15 protein-coding genes are annotated in these 17,308 nt (G+C 67.7%); 6 read left to right on the top strand and 9 right to left on the bottom strand.

Going from position 1 to position 17,308, the window contains the following annotated elements; genetic code table 11:
• Positions 1–3: 3 nt before the first annotated feature.
• A complete protein-coding gene (locus BLS50_RS04270; RefSeq protein ID WP_074800993.1) occupies positions 4–1,020 on the top strand; it encodes an MraY family glycosyltransferase in 1,017 nt (338 codons plus the stop codon).
• Positions 1,021–1,032: 12 nt separating this feature from the next.
• A complete protein-coding gene (locus tag BLS50_RS04265) occupies positions 1,033–2,916 on the top strand; it encodes a polysaccharide biosynthesis protein (RefSeq protein WP_012328042.1) in 1,884 nt (627 codons plus the stop codon).
• A gap of 87 nt (positions 2,917–3,003) precedes the next feature.
• Here the strand turns inward: BLS50_RS04265 and BLS50_RS04260 are convergent, their stop codons facing one another.
• Genes BLS50_RS04260 through BLS50_RS04240 form a run of 5 tightly spaced genes read right to left on the bottom strand, consistent with a single transcriptional unit; the run spans position 3,004 to position 8,442 of the window.
• Positions 3,004–4,110 (bottom strand): MraY family glycosyltransferase, encoded by a 1,107-nt coding sequence (locus BLS50_RS04260; RefSeq protein ID WP_006476713.1) that lies wholly within the window; start codon positions 4,108–4,110, stop codon positions 3,004–3,006.
• A gap of 27 nt (positions 4,111–4,137) precedes the next feature.
• Entirely contained in the window at positions 4,138–5,160 is a 1,023-nt protein-coding gene (gene galE / locus BLS50_RS04255; RefSeq protein WP_074800990.1) for a UDP-glucose 4-epimerase GalE, read from the bottom strand.
• A 15-nt stretch (positions 5,161–5,175) separates the two neighbouring features.
• The gene (locus tag BLS50_RS04250; RefSeq protein WP_074800987.1) at positions 5,176–6,312 is read right to left on the bottom strand and encodes a glycosyltransferase family 4 protein; all 1,137 of its coding nucleotides are present in this window, start codon (positions 6,310–6,312) and stop codon (positions 5,176–5,178) included.
• A 52-nt stretch (positions 6,313–6,364) separates the two neighbouring features.
• On the bottom strand, positions 6,365–7,189 hold the full coding sequence (locus BLS50_RS04245; RefSeq protein ID WP_074800981.1) for a glycosyltransferase: 825 nt from the start codon (positions 7,187–7,189) through the stop codon (positions 6,365–6,367).
• Positions 7,186–8,442 carry a lipopolysaccharide biosynthesis protein gene (locus BLS50_RS04240; protein ID WP_011544764.1) on the bottom strand — a complete coding sequence of 419 codons (1,257 nt, stop codon included), beginning with the start codon at positions 8,440–8,442 and terminating at the stop codon, positions 7,186–7,188. Before BLS50_RS04240 ends, BLS50_RS04245 begins: the two co-directional genes overlap by 4 nt.
• A gap of 245 nt (positions 8,443–8,687) precedes the next feature.
• On the opposite strand from BLS50_RS04240, the gene BLS50_RS04235 reads away from it, so the two are divergent.
• From BLS50_RS04235 to waaA, 4 genes are all read left to right on the top strand, one after another.
• The gene (locus BLS50_RS04235; RefSeq protein WP_012328043.1) at positions 8,688–10,082 is read left to right on the top strand and encodes a phosphomannomutase/phosphoglucomutase; all 1,395 of its coding nucleotides are present in this window, start codon (positions 8,688–8,690) and stop codon (positions 10,080–10,082) included.
• A 172-nt stretch (positions 10,083–10,254) separates the two neighbouring features.
• Complete coding sequence (gene waaC, locus BLS50_RS04230) at positions 10,255–11,250, top strand: lipopolysaccharide heptosyltransferase I (protein WP_074800978.1); 996 nt, start codon at positions 10,255–10,257, stop codon at positions 11,248–11,250.
• Between the two features lie 23 nt (positions 11,251–11,273).
• Positions 11,274–12,158, top strand: coding sequence for a Kdo hydroxylase family protein (locus BLS50_RS04225; RefSeq protein ID WP_027807958.1), 885 nt, complete (start codon positions 11,274–11,276; stop codon positions 12,156–12,158).
• 37 nt (positions 12,159–12,195) lie between these two features.
• Complete coding sequence (gene waaA, locus BLS50_RS04220; RefSeq protein WP_074800975.1) at positions 12,196–13,557, top strand: lipid IV(A) 3-deoxy-D-manno-octulosonic acid transferase; 1,362 nt, start codon at positions 12,196–12,198, stop codon at positions 13,555–13,557.
• Positions 13,558–13,620: 63 nt separating this feature from the next.
• Here waaA and ureG read toward each other — a convergent pair whose 3' ends face one another.
• Genes ureG through ureC form a run of 4 tightly spaced genes read right to left on the bottom strand, consistent with a single transcriptional unit; the run spans position 13,621 to position 17,295 of the window.
• A complete protein-coding gene (gene ureG, locus BLS50_RS04215) occupies positions 13,621–14,268 on the bottom strand; it encodes an urease accessory protein UreG (protein ID WP_074800972.1) in 648 nt (215 codons plus the stop codon).
• 14 nt (positions 14,269–14,282) lie between these two features.
• Entirely contained in the window at positions 14,283–14,963 is a 681-nt protein-coding gene (locus tag BLS50_RS04210) for an urease accessory protein UreF (protein WP_074800969.1), read from the bottom strand.
• Positions 14,950–15,570, bottom strand: coding sequence for an urease accessory protein UreE (gene ureE, locus BLS50_RS04205; protein ID WP_074800966.1), 621 nt, complete (start codon positions 15,568–15,570; stop codon positions 14,950–14,952). The genes BLS50_RS04210 and ureE overlap by 14 nt, the downstream gene beginning before the upstream one ends.
• 18 nt (positions 15,571–15,588) lie before the next feature.
• On the bottom strand, positions 15,589–17,295 hold the full coding sequence (gene ureC / locus BLS50_RS04200; RefSeq protein ID WP_006476701.1) for an urease subunit alpha: 1,707 nt from the start codon (positions 17,293–17,295) through the stop codon (positions 15,589–15,591).
• Between the last annotated feature and the right edge of the window lie 13 nt (positions 17,296–17,308).

Here is a 17,308-nt window from a genome sequence, read left to right as displayed (position 1 = left end):
CACATGCTTCTCGCGAATCCCACCTGGCTCACCACGGCCGCGGTGGCCCTGGCCGCCGCATTCGCCTCGACGACGATTCTCCGCGTACTGCTCGCCACCGGGTGGGCCTGGCGCCTGGCTACCGACATTCCGAACGACCGTTCGCTCCATACGCTGCCGACACCGCGCGTCGGCGGATGGGGCATCGTGCCCGTCTGTGTCGTTGCGCTGCTGATGCTGGCGCCGCGGCTTTGGCTGATCGCGATCGCCGCCGCGGGACTCGCCGCGATGTCGCAGATCGACGACCGGCGCGGGCTGCCGGCCCGCGTGCGATTCTCCGCGCACCTCGCGGCAGTCGTCGCGCTGATCGTCGTCTTCCCGGCCGACGCACCGTGGTGGCTGCTCGCCGGCGTGGGTTTCGCGATGGTCTGGCTGACGAACCTGTACAACTTCATGGACGGCGCCGACGGTCTCGCGGGCGGCATGGCACTGTTTGGTTTCGGCGGATACGCGGTCGCGGCGCTCGGCGGCCCGCATCCGTCGCCCGATCTCGCCGTGGCGGGCGCGGCAGTGGCCGGCGCGGCGCTCGGCTTTCTTCTGCTCAATTTCCATCCGGCGAGACTGTTTCTCGGCGACGCCGGCTCGATTCCGCTCGGCTTCCTGGCCGGTGCACTGGGCTATTGGGGCTGGCGTACCGATGTCTGGCCGATCTGGTTCCCCGCAATGGTATTCGCGCCCTTTATCGCAGACGCATCTGTAACACTTTTGAGACGTCTGTTACGCGGAGAAAAGTTCTGGCAGGCGCACCGCGAGCATTATTATCAAAGGATGGTCCGGTCGGGCGTCAGTCACGGCCGGACTGCCCTTTATTGGTACCTCATCATGCTCGCAGGCATAATTCTGGCCACGTGGGCAAAGGGCCGCCCCGAACTGCAGCAATGGCTGTCGTTTCTTGCGTGGTATGGCGTCCTGGCATGGTTCGGATGGTTGATCGACCTGCGTTGGCGCCGGTTTCAAGCGGCCGCCGAAAACAATTCTTGAGGTTTCCCGCCGATGTTGCGATCCAGAGCATCTTGGCTGTCCCTGAGTGCTTTCCTGTTCGACCTGACGGCGGTTGTCGCCGCATGGTTGTTCGCTTATCTCGTTCGTTTCAACGGCAGCGTTCCGCATGATTTCCTGAGCGGCGCGCTGATGGCGCTGACGTGGGCACTGCCCGTCTATGCGCTGATGTTCCGCGGCTTCGGCCTGTATCGCGGGCTGTGGGTGTTCGCCAGCCTGCCCGATCTGATGCGCATCGCGAAGGCGGTGGCCGGCGGCGGCGTGATCGTGATGATCGGCGCGGTGATGTTCCAGCCGCAGCCGATCATTCCGCGCTCGGTGCTGCTGGTGTCGCCGTTGATGCTGTTCCTGGCAATGGGCGGCGCCCGCGCGCTGTATCGCGCGACGAAGGAGTACTACCTGTACGGTGGGCTGGTGGGCAAGGGCAAGCCGGTGCTGGTGCTGGGTGCCGGCACGGCCGGCGCGAGCCTCGCGCGCGAACTGTCGCGCTCCGGTGAATGGCGCTTGGTCGGCCTGCTCGACGACGACGTCACGAAGCAGGGCCGAGAAATCTACGGCTACAAGGTGCTCGGCTCGTTCAACGACCTCAAGCACTGGACCGATGCGATGAAGGTCGAATACGCGATCATCGCGATTCCGTCGGCATCGGTCGAAACCCAGCGTCGCGTCGCGACCCTGTGTGTGCGTGCCGGCGTGAAGGCGATGGTGCTGCCTTCGCTGACCGCGCTGATGCCGGGGCAGGGCTTCCTGTCGCAGGTACGGAACATCGATCTCGAGGATCTGCTCGGCCGCGACGCGGTGACGATCGATACGCCGCACGTCGAAGCGCTGCTGCGCGGCCGCGTCGTGATGGTGACGGGCGCGGGCGGCTCGATCGGCTCCGAGCTGTGCCGGCAGATCCTGCGCTTCGCCCCTGCGCAGCTCGTTGCATTCGATCTCTCGGAATACGCGATGTACCGGCTGACCGAGGAATTGCGTGAGCGTTTTCCGGATCTGCCCGTGGTGCCGATCATCGGCGATGCGAAGGATTCGCTGCTGCTCGACCAGGTGATGTCGCGTCACGCGCCGCACATCGTGTTCCATGCGGCCGCCTACAAGCACGTGCCGTTGATGGAAGAGCACAACGCATGGCAGGCGCTGCGCAACAACGTGCTCGGCACCTATCGCGTGGCGCGGGCGGCGATCCGCCACGACGTGCGTCACTTCGTGTTGATCTCGACCGACAAGGCGGTCAATCCGACCAACGTGATGGGCGCGAGCAAGCGTCTCGCGGAAATGGCCTGCCAGGCGTTGCAGCAGTCGAGCGGGCGTACGCAGTTCGAGACGGTGCGCTTCGGCAACGTGCTCGGCAGCGCGGGCAGCGTGATTCCGAAGTTTCAGCAGCAGATCGCGAAGGGCGGCCCGGTGACGGTCACGCACCCGGAGATCACGCGTTTCTTCATGACGATCCCGGAGGCGTCGCAGCTCGTGCTGCAGGCGTCGAGCATGGGGCATGGCGGCGAGATCTTCATTCTCGACATGGGCGAGCCGGTGAAGATCGTCGATCTCGCGTGCGACCTGATCCGCCTGTACGGTTTCTCGGAAGAACAGATCCGCATCGAGTTCACCGGGCTGCGGCCGGGCGAGAAGCTCTACGAGGAGTTGCTCGCTGACGACGAGGCGACGACGCGTACGCCGCACCCGAAGCTGCGGATCGCACGTGCGCGCGAAGTGCCGGACAATTTCCTCGACGAATTGCTGCCGTGGCTGATGCAGCATCGCGTGCTGTCCGACGACGAGGTACGGCGCGATCTGCGGCGCTGGGTGCCGGAATACCAGACGGCCGTTGCCCCCGTGTTGCAGAGCGTGCCGTCGGTGCGCGTCGTATCGAACGGGTGATGCGGTCCCCGGCCGTGAACTGAACGACAAGAAGAGAAAAAGCGCCCGGCAGGGCGCTTTTTTTCGTCCAGAAACCGGTTACGCGGTTCAGCGGCCGGGCCGATGCTTTCTCACCACCATCCATCGCGGCGCCTTGAACCGCACGATGCTGAGATAAAGCCACACATAGGTCAGCGCGAACAGCACGACGAACGCGAACAGGTGCACCGTATGCCGCCAGAACAGCGTCGCCGGTATCACCGCGACGAGGCACAGCAGCCACAGATACGGCGACGTCAGCGAATTCCGCCGCGTCAGATCGTGCGCATGCTTCGTCCCGACGGCCCATCTCATCAGCCGCTTGTACACCAGCATGTGCAGGTGCACGCCGTCCGGAATCCCCGGCGATATCCCGCGGATGAACTTCTTCCGGTAGATCGAGAAGCAGGTCTCGAAGATCGGGTACATGAACAGCAGCACCGGGTACCACGCGGACACCTCGCGGTTGCGCATCACGAGCATGATCGCGAGCTCCGCGAGCATGAAGCCGATGAAATACGCGCCGCCGTCGCCGAGGAAGATCAGCCCGGCGGGGAAATTCCACAGGAAGAAGCCGAGCACCGCGCCCATCATGATGATCGACGCGGACATCACGACCGGGTCGTTGACGTGGAACGCGACATACGCGAGCGACGCGAACATCATGAAGCTGACCATCGACGCGAGCCCGTTGAACCCGTCGATGATGTTGATCGCATTCGCGAGCGCCGCGACCGCGAGCACCGTGATGAATGCCGAGATGGCCACGTAGCCGAGCAGGAAGTCGAGCGGCGGCACGCTGATGCGCGTGACCGCGATGTTCATCAGCCAGAATGCGAGCGCGGCCGCGCCCATCGTGCAGAGCAGCCGAGCACGCGGCGACACGCGCTTGGTCAGGTCCTCGACGAGGCCGGACAGGAACGCCGGCAGCCCGCAGGCAACGATGCCGAGAATGCTGCCGGAGATCGTCGGATAGCGCCGGAACAGCACCAGCGCGGCAACGACGACCCCGGCGAGGATCCCGATGCCGCCCACCCGCGGCACCGGCCGCACATGGAATTTCTGCACGCCGGCCAGGTCGCTGTCGATCGAGAATTTCTCGTGAAGGTGCGCGTAGCGCACGATGAACAGCGTGACGAGCAAGGAGACGATGAAGCCGGACGCGAAGCTGAGCATGGGATCGCTCGGAAAATGGACAGCGGATTATACAAAACCGCGCGGGTTCCCCTCCTGCCATCGCCAGTGGTCGGCACACATCTCTTCGATACCGAGCGTCGCACGCCAGCCGATGATGTCGGCCGCCGCCTGCGGGTTCGCATAGCACTCCGCGATGTCGCCCGGGCGGCGCGCGACGAGTTCGTACGGCACCGGGCGGCCCGACGCCTTCTCGAACGCGCGCACGACTTCCAGCACGCTGTAGCCCTGGCCGGTGCCGAGGTTCACGACGAAGCTCGCGTCGCGCTTCGCGAGCGCGTCGAGCGCGGCGATGTGCCCCTTCGCGAGATCGACGACGTGGATGTAGTCGCGCACGCCGGTGCCGTCCGGCGTGGGGTAGTCGGAGCCGAACACGCGCAGCTTTTCGAGCTTGCCGACCGCGACCTGCGCGACGTACGGCATCAGGTTGTTCGGGATACCGGCCGGGTCCTCGCCGATCAGCCCGCTCGCGTGCGCGCCGACCGGGTTGAAGTAGCGCAGCGTCGCGATCCGCCACGACGGGTCCGAGACTTCGAGATCGCGCAGGATCTGCTCGGCGATCAGCTTCGACTGGCCGTACGGGTTCGTCGCGGACAGCGGGAACGATTCGTCGATCGGCGAGCGCTCGGGCACGCCGTATACGGTCGCGGACGAGCTGAACACGAACTGCCTGACGTTGCGCTCGCGCATGACCTTCAGCACGGCGAGCAGCCCGCCGATGTTGTTCTGGTAGTACTCGAGCGGCTTCGCGACCGATTCGCCGACGGCCTTGAGCGCCGCGAAGTGAATCGTGCCGGTGATCGGATGCGCGTCGAATACCTTCGCGAGCGCGGTTTCGTCGCACACGTCGACCTGGTGAAACGCGGGCGTCTTGCCCGTGATCCGCTCGATCCGGCGCACCGATTCGGCCTTGCTGTTCACGAGGTTGTCGACGATCACGACGTCGTAGCCGTTGTCGAGCAGCTCGACGGCCGTGTGCGAGCCGATATAGCCCGCGCCGCCGGTAACGAGGATGGTGCCTTTAGCGGTCATTGCTGATGCGCTCCTTCAGAGTGTGAATCCTGTCAACGAATGGATGGTCTCCCTGTAGCGTTCGACGACCTGCTGTTCGTCGAATTCCGCCGCGACCTTGTGCCGGCCGCGTGCGCCCATCGTCGCCCGGCCTTGCGGCCCGAGCGCGATCATGCGATTCAATTGTTCGGCAAGGCTCGCGCTGTCGCGCACGCGGCACAGGTAGCCCGTTTCGCCGTCGGCGACGACGTCGCGGCAGCCCGGCACGTCGGTCGCGACGATCGGGCGGCCCATCGCCGATGCCTCCATCAGCGTGCGCGGCACGCCTTCGCGGTACGACGGCAGCACGACGCAGTCGGCCGCCGCGATGTGCGGTCGCACGTCGTGCGCTTCGCCGAGATACTCGACGATGCCTTCGCCGACCCACGCGTCGACATCGGCGCGACCGATCGCGCTCGGATTGTCGACGCCGAGCGGCCCGAGCAGTTGGAAGCGCGCATTCGCGAAGCGCTCGCGCACGAGACGCGCGGCCTCCACGTATTCGCGCACGCCCTTGTCCCACAGCAGCCGGCCGATCAGGATGAAGACGGGTGCGTCGTCGCCCGGCAGCGGCACGGGCGAGAACTGTTCGAGATCGACGCCTTCGCCGTGCAGCAGCCGCGCGCGGTCGGGATGCGCGAGCAAGCGCTCGTCGGTGAAGGTCGCGAGATCGTCGCGGTTCAGGAACCACACCTCGCGCGGGAAGCGGAACGCGAACCGGTACAGGCGCTTCGCGACGCTTGCCGCGCGGCTCTTCTGGATGAACACGTAGCCGAGGCCCGTCGTCACGGCGATCGACGGCACGCGCGCGAGCCACGCGGCCACCGAGCCGTAGATGTTCGGCTTGATCGTGTAATGGAACACGAGATCGGGCCGCAGCGCGCGGTAGTGACGCACCAGCGCGGCGAGCGTGCCGAGATCCTCGCGCGGGCTCGTGCCTTTCGACGCGATGGCGAGCGCCACGTAGCGGCAGCCCATCTGCTCGAGCAACGGCACCGTGCGGTCGTGCGGCGCGATCACGATGACCTCGGCGCCGCGCGCGACGAGCGCACGGATCAGCCCGTGGCGATACGTGTGGATCGCCCAGGCCGTGTTGCAGACGAGCGCGATGCGCAGCGGGGAGGTGGCGGCCATGAAAAAAAGAAAAAATAAAGCGTCGAAATGGGCGAGCGGGGCCGGGTACGCGTCAGGCGGACGGTCGCGCGGCGAACAGCGCCTGCTTGATGCTCTGCAGCGTACGGTACGGCGTCACGAAGTGCAGCAGGTTCTTGGCGAGGCCGGCCCAGTCGTACGGGTTCAGCACGTTGAAGTGGCGCAGCAGCAGCGTGAGCGTCGACACCAACTGGCGCCGGCGCTTGGTCGCGCTGATCCCGCCCTCGTTAAGCTCGTAATACAGGCCGAGTTCCGGCAGGTTCGCGCAATCGTAGCGTTGCATTAACCGTAAAAAAAGATCGAGATCCTCGGCCGCGCGGTACTTCGCCCGATAGTTGCCCACTTCGCGCACGGCGTCGATGCGCAACATCACAGACGGATGCACGAGCGGCGAGCGCAGGAAGCGCGTGCGGCGCAGCGTGCGCGGATCGGCGGGCGGCGTCAGCATGAAACGCGGCTCGCCGGCGCGCGACACGACCTGCGTCCACATGCCGACGCAGGCCACGCGCGGATGGGCATCGAGATAGGCGCGTTCTTTCGCCAAGCGCTGCGGCGCGGCGAGATCGCCTGCATCGATGCGGGCCGCGTAGCGGAAGCCGCGGGCCGCGAGCGCGTCGATGCCGGCCGCCAGCGCGCGTTCGATGCCGCCGTTGCGCGGCATGCGCAGCACGTCGATCACGAGGCCCGGCAGGTCGGGCGCGACGATCGGCGGCGTGCTGCCGTCGTCGACGATCAGCACGTGCACGGGCGCATCCTCGCGAAACGACGCGAGGGTCCGGACGACGTCGTCGTGCCCGTTGTAGGCCGGCATCAGCACGGCCACGTCGTCGAGCGGGGGCGGGCAATCAGGGGACGTCATGTTCGCAGCTTGAAACGGATGTAATAAAAGTTGACGGCGGCAGCGGCGAGGTAGCCGGCCGCCAGCCCGACGAGCGCGCCGTACAGGCCGAGCCGCGGGATCGCGAACAGGTTGACGAGCGCGGCGATGGCCAGCGCGAGCAGCCATTTCGTCAGCAACACGAATTTTGCTTGATATTTGAGAACGATAAGATTGCCTATCGCCTCGATGCCGGCCGGCACGGACAGCCAGACGGCCCAGCGGAAGATGTCGACGGACGCCTCGTAGCCGCGGCCGAACACCTTGCCGACGATCAGCGGGGCGGCGGCGTCGAGCACGAGCGCGCCGGCCGTCATCAGGCCGGCTGTCATCGCGATCAGCCGGACGATGTTGCGGCGCAGCCGCGCGACGTCCTGCACGCGGTAGACGAACGCGGGCGCGATGGTCTGCGCGAGCATCAGCGCGAGCGTGATCCAGTTCTCGTTGAGCTGCTGCGCGGCCGAATAGCGGCCGAGATCGGCGAACGAAACGTGACGCTCGAGCATCAGGCGGTCGAGCTTCAGGAACAGGTACATGCAGATGAGGCCGAGCCAGAACACGGTGCCGGCCGTGGCAAAGTGCCGGAACAGCGGCTTGTCGAACGTCCAGCCGAGCGCACCGCCGTTACGATGGCGGTAGTACAGCAGCAGCGCGAGGCCGATCGCGGCGGCTTCCAGCGCCCACAGCCACGCGAAACGGGCGGGGCCGGCGGCCGCGCGCACCAGGAGCCAGACGAGCAGCGCCTTGGCGAGCGCGGTGAGCATGCTGGTGACGAGCTGCGGCTTGCTGTAGGTCATGCTCTGCAGCCACGCGTTGATCACGCCGACGAACGGCTCGCGGAACACCATCGTGACGGCCAGGCCGGCAAGCATCGCGCCGACCAGCGGATCGAAGGCGCCCGCGGCGATCGCGATCCAGGTCGCGGCGAGCGCGGCGACCGATACGGCGATGCGCAGCACGAACGCGCTGCCGAGCACCGCGCCGAGCTGCGCGGGCGGGCGCTGGACGATGGTGGGGACGAGGATTTCCGCGCCGCACACCCAGGTGAGCGGCGCCAGTACCAGGAGAAGCGTATTCGCATACTGCCATTTGCCGAACACATCTGGCCCGAAATAACGGGCCAGCAGGCCGCTGATCGCGATCGCGACGCCGATCTGCGTAAGCCGTTCGAGCCCCAGCCAGACGAGGTTCGCGACGGCCTTCGCGACGTCCGGGTTGCCGAAGCGCTTCAGCATGCGCGGCAGCGGCGGCGCGCGCGGAGGGCGGCCGGAAGCGGCGGGTGGGCGGCGGCGGAGCGGCTAGGCATTAAAATGGGCGACATGCGCGTCATCAAAACCCGCGATTATAAGTGGGATCGCGGCTGCTCCAGCCGTTGTGCGCGGTGTTCCGCCGGCAGGCATGTATCATGCGCGGCACCCGTGAGCGGCGGCCCGCGCAAGCCAGACAATTTTCCATGCACGCAACTGAGAGAAGAGAATCGATGATCTCCCAATCCATCTTCAAGGCATATGACATTCGTGGCGTGGTCGGCAAGACACTCGACGTCGACACGGCGCGCGGAATCGGCCGGGCATTCGGCAGCGAAGTCCGTGCCCAGGGCGGCGATGCGGTCGTCGTCGCGCGCGACGGCCGCCTGTCCGGGCCGGAACTGGTCGGCGCGCTGGCCGACGGCCTGCGTGCGGCCGGGGTCGATGTCGTGGACGTCGGCATGGTGCCGACGCCGGTCGGTTATTTCGCGGCGAACGTGCCGCTGGCGCTGAAGGGCGGCGAGCGCCGCGTCGATTCGTGCATCGTCGTCACGGGCAGCCACAACCCGCCCGACTACAACGGCTTCAAGATGGTGCTGCGCGGCGCGGCGATCTACGGCGAGCAGATCCAGGCGCTGTACCGCCGCATCGTCGACGAGCGGTTCGAGACGGGCAGCGGCACGTATGAGGAAATCGACGTCGCGGATCAATACATCGCGCGCATCGTCGGCGACGTGAAGCTCGCGCGGCCGCTGAAGATCGTGGTCGACGCCGGCAACGGCGTCGCGGGCCCGCTCGCGACGCGCCTGTTCAAGGCGCTCGGCTGCGAGCTCGTCGAGCGCTTCACCGACATCGACGGCACGTTCCCGAACCACCACCCCGATCCCGCTCATCCGGAAAACCTGCAGGACGTGATCCAGGCGCTGAAGGACACCGATGCGGAGCTCGGCTTTGCGTTCGACGGCGACGGCGACCGTCTGGGCGTCGTCACGAAGGACGGCCAGATCATCTACCCGGACCGCCAGTTGATGCTGTTCGCGGAAGAAGTGCTGTCGCGCAACCCGGGCGCGCAGATCATCTACGACGTGAAGTGCACGCGCCACCTCGCGCAGTGGGTGAAGTCGAAGGGCGGCGAGCCGCTGATGTGGAAGACGGGTCACTCGCTCGTGAAGGCGAAGCTGCGCGAGACGGGGGCGCCGCTCGCCGGCGAAATGAGCGGCCACGTGTTCTTCAAGGATCGCTGGTACGGCTTCGACGACGGCCTGTACACCGGTGCGCGCCTGCTCGAGATCCTCGCGAAGACGGCCGATCCGAGCGCGCTGCTCAATAGCCTGCCGGACGCGATGAGCACGCCCGAACTGCAGCTCTGGCTCGACGAAGGCGAGAATTTCCGCCTGATCGAGCAGTTGCAGAAAGAGGCGAAGTTCGACGGCGCCGACGAAGTCGTGACGATCGACGGCCTGCGTGTCGAGTACCCGGACGGCTTCGGCCTCGCGCGTTCGTCGAACACGACGCCGGTCGTCGTGATGCGCTTCGAGGCCGAGACGCAGGAAGGGCTCAAGCGCATCCAGGAAGACTTCCGCCGCGTGCTGACGGCCGCGAAGCCGGACGTCAAGCTGCCGTTCTGAGCGCCGGCGGCCGGCGGGCCGCCCGTACGACGGCCGGTTCATCGGCCGTGTTTATCTCGAAAAGCGGCGCGCGCCCCGGGCGCGCGGCCGCTTTTTGTCTGTCCGGTCGTCCGGCCGGGATAAAATCCCCCCTTTATGTCTGTCGCCGGCTGCCAGCCGGCGTTTTTTCAGCGTGCAAAAGATCCTGATCGTGCGCGTGTCGTCGCTGGGCGACGTCGTGCACAACATGCCGGTGATCGCCGATATCCGGCGCCGCCACCCCGATGCGCAGATCGACTGGCTCGTCGAGGAAAGCTTCGTCGACCTCGTGCGGCTCGTCGACGGCGTGCGCAACGTGCTGCCGTTCTCGCTGCGCCGCTGGCGCAAGAAGCCGTTTTCGGGTGCGACGTGGCGCGAGATCCGCGCATTTCGCCGGCGCCTCGCGGCGGAGCAGTACGACCTCGTGATCGACTGCCAGGGCCTCATCAAGACGGCGTGGGTCGCGAGCTGGGCGCGCGGGCCGCTCGTCGGGCTCGGCAACCGGACCGACGGCGCCGGCTACGAATGGCCGGTGCGCTTCTTCTATCGCAAGCGCGTGCCGATCGCGCCGCGCACGCACGTGGTCGAGCGCTCGCGCCAACTCGTCGCGGCCGCGCTGGACGACCCGGCGCCGACCCCGGCCGATCCGGTCGAATTCGGCCTCGACACGCGGGCGGCGGCGCTCGCGGTGGCCGCGCTCGGCCTGAACCTGCCGGTGCCGTACGTCGTGTTCGTCCACGCGACGTCGCGCGCCGACAAGCAGTGGCCGGACGCCGCCTGGGTCGAGCTCGGCCAGGCGCTCGTGCGGCGCGGCGCGTCGCTCGTGCTGCCGTGGGGCAACGACGTGGAACGCGCGACCAGCGAGCGGCTCGCGAAGGAATTCGGCGCGGCGGCGATCGTGCCGCCGAAGCTGTCGCTGCCGGCCGTGGTCGGGCTGATCGACGGCGCGGCCGCGACGGTCGGGGTTGATACAGGTCTGGTTCACATCGCGGCCGCGCTGAAGCGTCCGACGGTCGAACTGTACAATTTCGCGACGGCCTGGCGGACCGGCGGCTACTGGTCGCCGAACGTCGTCAATCTCGGCACGGCGGGGCAGCCCCCGTCGATCGCGCAGGTGAAGTCGGCGCTCGCGGGCTTCGGTCTCCTGTAACGCTGTCCACACGCGAACCGATCATGAGCGAATCCCAGATCATCGAAGTCCCGTCCGCCGACTGGAGCGGACACAACCTGTCGGCGCCGCGCGAGCAGTTGCTCGCCGCGGTCGAGGAAGGCAAGGTGCTGTATTTCCCGCACCTGCGCTTCGCGATCGACGGCGGCGAGGAAGCGCTGCTCGATCCGGCGCTCGCCGATCCGAAACGCAAGAACATCAGTCTCGCGCCGAACGGCGGCGCGCTCGCCGGCGTGCTCGGCGACAGCGTCACGCAGTCGGCCGTGCGCGCGCTCGTCGCGCGCTTCCAGCAGCAGGCCGGCACGCTCGTCGACGGCCTTTTCCCCGAATACCGCGGCAAGCTGCGCGTCGCGCCGACGAGCCTGCGGCTGATGCAGGTCGAAACGCGCCAGACGTCGTGGCGCAAGGACGACAGCCGCCTGCACGTCGACGCGTTCCCGTCGCGGCCGAACTACGGCGAGCGGATCCTGCGCGTGTTCACGAACGTGAACCCGGCCGGCGTGCCGCGCGTGTGGCGCGTCGGCGAGCCGTTCGAGGATGTCGCGAAGCGCTTCCTGCCGAAGATCCGGCCGCAGTTCCCGGGCTCGGCGTGGCTGCTGAACCTGCTGCACGTGACGAAATCGCCGCGCAGCGCGTACGACCACCTGATGCTGAACCTGCACGACGGGATGAAGGCCGATCTCGACTATCAGAAGACGTGTCCCCAGCAGACGATGCCGTTTCCGCCGGGCAGCGTGTGGATATGTTTCTCCGATCAGACTTCGCACGCTGTGATGTCCGGCCAGTTCATGCTGGAGCAGACCTTCTTCCTGCCGGTCGATGCGATGGTGCGCCGCGAATGCGCGCCGCTCGGCATTCTCGAACGCCTGACGGGCAGGGCGCTGGTTTGAGCGCGCACCTGCTTCGACGCACCCCCCGGGCGGCCGCATGCTGAGGGCGATCTATCGTGCGCTGTGGTGGCTCGTCGCGCCGGCCGCCGTGATCCGGCTTTATGTGCGCTCGCGCAAGGAGCGCGGCTATCGCGAGCATATCGGCGAGCGCTTCGGTCACGTCGCGGGCCGCTCGCCGGACGATCGCGCGCCGCTGATCTGGGTGCATGCGGTGTCGGTCGGCGAGACGCGCGCCGCGCAGCCGCTGATCGATGCGCTGATGCGCGCGCGCCCCGATGCGCGCATCCTGCTCACGCACATGACGCCGAGCGGCCGTGCGACGGGCGAACAGATCTTCGGCGATCGCGTGTTGCGCTGCTACCTGCCGTACGACATGCCGGGCGCGGTGCGGCGCTTCCTGCGCGCGTGGCGGCCGACGCTCGGCCTCGTGATGGAAACCGAGGTGTGGCCGACGCTGATCGACGAGTGCCGGCGTGCGGACGTGCCGCTCGTGCTGACCAATGCGCGGATGTCCGCGCGTTCGTTCCTGCGCGCGGCGAAGTTCGGCGCGGCGACGCGCGACGTGTTCGGCGGCTTCTCGCGCGTGCTCGCGCAGAGCCCGGCCGACGCGGAGCGGCTGACGTCGCTCGGCGCGCGCAACGTGACCGTGCTCGGCAACCTGAAGTTCGACATGACGACGCCGCCGGAACTCGCGGCACGCGGCCATGCATGGCGCGACGCGATCGGCGCGCGGCCGGTGTGGGTCGCGGCCAGCACGCGCGAGAACGAAGAGGCGCTGGTGCTGCAGGCGTTCGCGGAAATGCGCACGCCTGGCGCGCTGCTGATGCTCGTGCCGCGTCATCCGCAGCGCTTCGCCGAAGTCGAGGCGCTCGTTGCGCGCAGCGGGCTCAAGTGCGTGCGGCGCTCGGTATGGGCGGCCGATGCGGCTGCGCTCGCGGCGGGCCGGCCGGCCGCCGAACCGCTGGCGGATGACGTGACGGTGCTGCTCGGCGATTCGATGGGCGAGCTCGGCGCGTACTACGCGGCGGCCGACATCGCGTTCATCGGCGGCAGCCTGCTGCCGCTCGGCGGGCAGAACCTGATCGAAGCGTGCGCGGTCGGCGTGCCGGTGCTGATCGGGCCGCACGTGTTCAATTTCACGCAGGCGACCGCGGACGCGGTCGCGGCAGGGGCGGCGATGCAGGTCGAAGATCCGCTCGATCTCGCGCACGTGCTCGACGCGCTGTTCGCCGACAAGGCGCGGCGCATCGCGATGGGTGCGGCCGGCGCGGCCTTCGCGGCGCGTCATCGCGGCGCGACCGCGCGCACGGTCGACGTGCTCGCCGCGCTGCTGCCGCCTGCCGCCGCCGGCGCGCGTGCGTTGCCGGACCAGTCGAGCGCGGCTTCCGAAGACGAATAGACGAAGGGCGGCGCAAGGCCGCCCCCGAACGCATGGCGGCGACGTGCGCCGTCGCCATGCCGCTCACACCGTCAGCAAGCCCTTCTTCTCGATGAACGCGATCACGTCCGCGACGCCGTCGAGCGCCTTCAGGTTCGTCATCACGTAAGGCCGCTCGCCGCGCATTTTCCGCGTGTCGGACGCCATCACGTAGAGGTTCGCGCCGACCAGCGGCGCGAGGTCGGTCTTGTTGATCACGAGCAGGTCGGATTTCGTGATGCCCGGGCCGCCCTTGCGCGGAATCTTCTCGCCGCCCGCGACGTCGATCACGTAGATCGTCAGGTCCGACAATTCGGGGCTGAAGGTCGCCGCGAGATTGTCGCCGCCGGACTCGATGAACACGATGTCGGCATCGGGAAAGCGCGCGAGCATCCGGTCGACGGCCTCGAGGTTGATCGACGCATCTTCCCGGATCGCCGTGTGCGGGCAGCCGCCCGTCTCGACGCCCATGATGCGTTCCTCGGGCAACGCGCCCGCGACTGTCAGCAGCCGCTGGTCTTCCTTCGTATAGATGTCGTTGGTGATCGCGACGAGGTCGTACCGGTCGCGCATCGCCTTGCACAGCATTTCGAGCAGCGTGGTCTTGCCGGAGCCGACGGGGCCGCCGATGCCGACGCGCAGCGGCGGCAGTTTCTTCGTGCGGCGGACGGAGGACGGAGCGGGTGCGTTCATGGCGTGGATCAAGTTCAGGAGCGGAACAACCGCGAGTACTGGGTTTCGTGCCGCGCGGACAGGATGCCCAACTGCGGCGCGAACGTGTTGATGGCGTCGGGGGGCGTCGCGAGCGCACGGCGTACGGCCGCGTCGATCGCGCCGCGCAGCGCGACGATGATGCGTTGCCCGGCGAGCTGGCCGAGCGGCACGGCCTTCAGCGCGGCGGACGTCTGGTTCTCGACCCAGCCGAACGCGTACGCGGCGAGCGTCGCGTCGGCGCCGGCGTCGTGAGCGGCAGCCGCGTACGCGAACGCGGTCGGCAGCGCGATCGGCGACAGCGACGCGAGCGTCGCGCGGCGTGCGGCGTCGCCCCATTCGAGCGATGCGCACAGCTGCGCGAGCGACCAGCCCATCTGTTCGGTTTCGCGGCGCAGCTCGGCCGATTCCCGGCTCGCGACGAACCAGGCATTTTCGGCGGCGAGCGCGTGCGTGTCGTGTGTTTGCCAGCGGGCGAGCTGGTGCGCGAGGAACGGCAGTTCGCCGTGCGCGAGCACGTCGGTCAGGCCGCTCGCGATCCAGTCGCGCGCGGAATCGGCGTCGCGGATCAGGTTCGCGTCGAGCGCGGCTTCGAGGCCTTGCGAATAGCTGTACGCGCCGATCGGCAAAGCCGGCGACGCGAGGTGCAGCAGCGCGACGAGTTCAGTGGTGGTCATGACCGTGGTGGCCGTGCGTGCAGCCGGGACCATGCTGATGATCGTGATCGTGATCGTGATCGTGATCGTGATCGTGCGAATGCGCATGCCCGTGGTGTTCGCCGAACACCTGCTGCGCGAGCGCGTAATCCTCGGCGAACGTTGCGTCGTGCCCGTGTTTGTGGCCACCGCCGTACGCACCGGCTTCCGGCTGGAACGGTGCATGCGCTTCCTCGACCTGCGTGCCGAGCCGGCGCAGCATGTCCGCGAGCACCGGATCGGCCTCGAGCTTCAGGTAGCCGTCGCCGATCTCGACCGGCGTGTGACGGTTGCCGAGGTGATACGCGGCGCGCATCAGCGTGAGCGGGTCGGCCGCGCGCACGAGCAGAACGGTTTCAGATGCCGCGGCGATACGCACGAGCGCACCGTCGTCGGCGACGAGCACGTCGCCGTCGCGCAGCACGGTGCCGCGCGGCAGCAGCACCGCGACGTCCTCGCCGGTGTCGAGCGTCGCCGCGAGGCGGCTCTTGCAGCGGGCATCATAGGCGAGCGTGAGCGTCGGCGCGCGAGCCACGAGCGACGCGGCGAGTTTCACGTTCGGGGCAATACGTTTGTCGAGGGTACGCATGAAACTGGGGATTCCGAATCAGAACAGGAAATAGCGCTGCGCCATGGGCAGCACCGTCGCCGGTTCGCAGGTGAGCAACTGGCCGTCGGCGATCACGTCGTAGGTTTCCGGATCGACGCTGATCGAAGGACGCCATGCGTTGTGAATCATGTCGGCCTTCGTCACGTTGCGGCAATTGCGCACCGGCACGATCCGCTTCGCGAGGCCGTAGCGCTCCGCGATGCCCGCATCGGCCGCCATCTGCGACACGAAGGTCAGCGACGTGCGCGCGAGCGCCCCGCCGCGGGTCGCGAACATCTCGCGATAGTGGACCGGCTGCGGCGTCGGGATCGACGCGTTCGGGTCGCCCATCTGCGCGACCGCGATCATCCCGCCCTTGAGAATCATCGACGGCTTGATCCCGAAGAACGCGGGTTCCCACAGCACGAGGTCGGCCCACTTGCCGGGCTCGATCGAGCCGACTTCGTGCGCGATGCCGTGCGTGAGTGCCGGGTTGATCGTGTACTTCGCGACGTAGCGCTTCGCGCGGAAGTTGTCGTTGCGCGCGGTGTCCTCCGGCAGCGCGCCGCGCTGCACCTTCATCTTGTGCGCGGTCTGCCAGGTGCGGATGATCACTTCGCCGACGCGGCCCATCGCCTGCGAATCGGACGACAGCATCGACAGCGCGCCGAGATCGTGCAGGATGTCCTCGGCCGCGATCGTCTCGCGACGAATGCGCGATTCGGCGAACGCGAGATCCTCGGCGATCGACGGATCGAGGTGATGGCACACCATCAGCATGTCGAGATGCTCGTCGAGCGTGTTGATCGTGTACGGGCGCGTCGGATTGGTCGACGACGGCAGCACGTTCATCTCGCCGCACACCTTCAGGATGTCCGGCGCATGGCCACCGCCCGCACCTTCGGTGTGGTACGTGTGGATCGTGCGGCCCTTGAACGCGGCGACGGTCGATTCGACGAAGCCGGCTTCGTTCAGCGTGTCGGTGTGGATCGCGACCTGCGTGTCGGTGTCGTCGGCCACCGACAGGCAGTTGTCGATCGCGGCGGGCGTCGTGCCCCAGTCCTCGTGCAGCTTCAGGCCGATCGCGCCGGCCGCGATCTGCTCGACGAGCGGCTGCGGCAGGCTCGCGTTGCCCTTGCCGAGAAAGCCGAGATTGATCGGCCAGCCGTCGGCGGCCTGCAGCATCCGCTCCATGTGCCACGGGCCCGGCGTGCAGGTCGTCGCGTTGGTGCCGGTCGCCGGCCCCGTGCCGCCGCCGAGCATCGTCGTGACGCCCGATGCGAGCGCCTCGTCGATCTGCTGCGGGCTGATGAAGTGGATGTGCGTGTCGATGCCGCCCGCCGTCACGATCAGCCCTTCGCCGGCGATCACTTCGGTCGCGGCGCCGATCGCGATCGTCACGCCCGGCTGGATGTCGGGGTTGCCGGCCTTGCCGATCGCCGCGATGCGGCCGTGCTTGATCGCGATGTCGGCCTTCACGATGCCCCAGTGATCGAGGATCACCGCGTTGGTGATGACGGTATCGGGCACGTCGGCGGCCACGCGCTGCGACTGGCCCATCCCGTCGCGGATCACCTTCCCGCCACCGAACTTCACTTCCTCGCCGTACGTGGTGAAGTCGCGTTCGATCTCGATCAGCAGTTCGGTATCGGCGAGCCGGACGCGGTCGCCCGTCGTCGGCCCGAACATTTCCGCGTACGCGCGGCGGCTCAAGCGTAGTGTCATGTGCTGTTCCTGA

The organism is Burkholderia orbicola, assembly GCF_900100915.1.
Classification (GTDB): domain Bacteria; phylum Pseudomonadota; class Gammaproteobacteria; order Burkholderiales; family Burkholderiaceae; genus Burkholderia; species Burkholderia orbicola.
The sequence above is the reverse complement of the archived record's forward strand: the minus strand, read 5'-3'. Positions and strand labels throughout refer to the sequence as shown.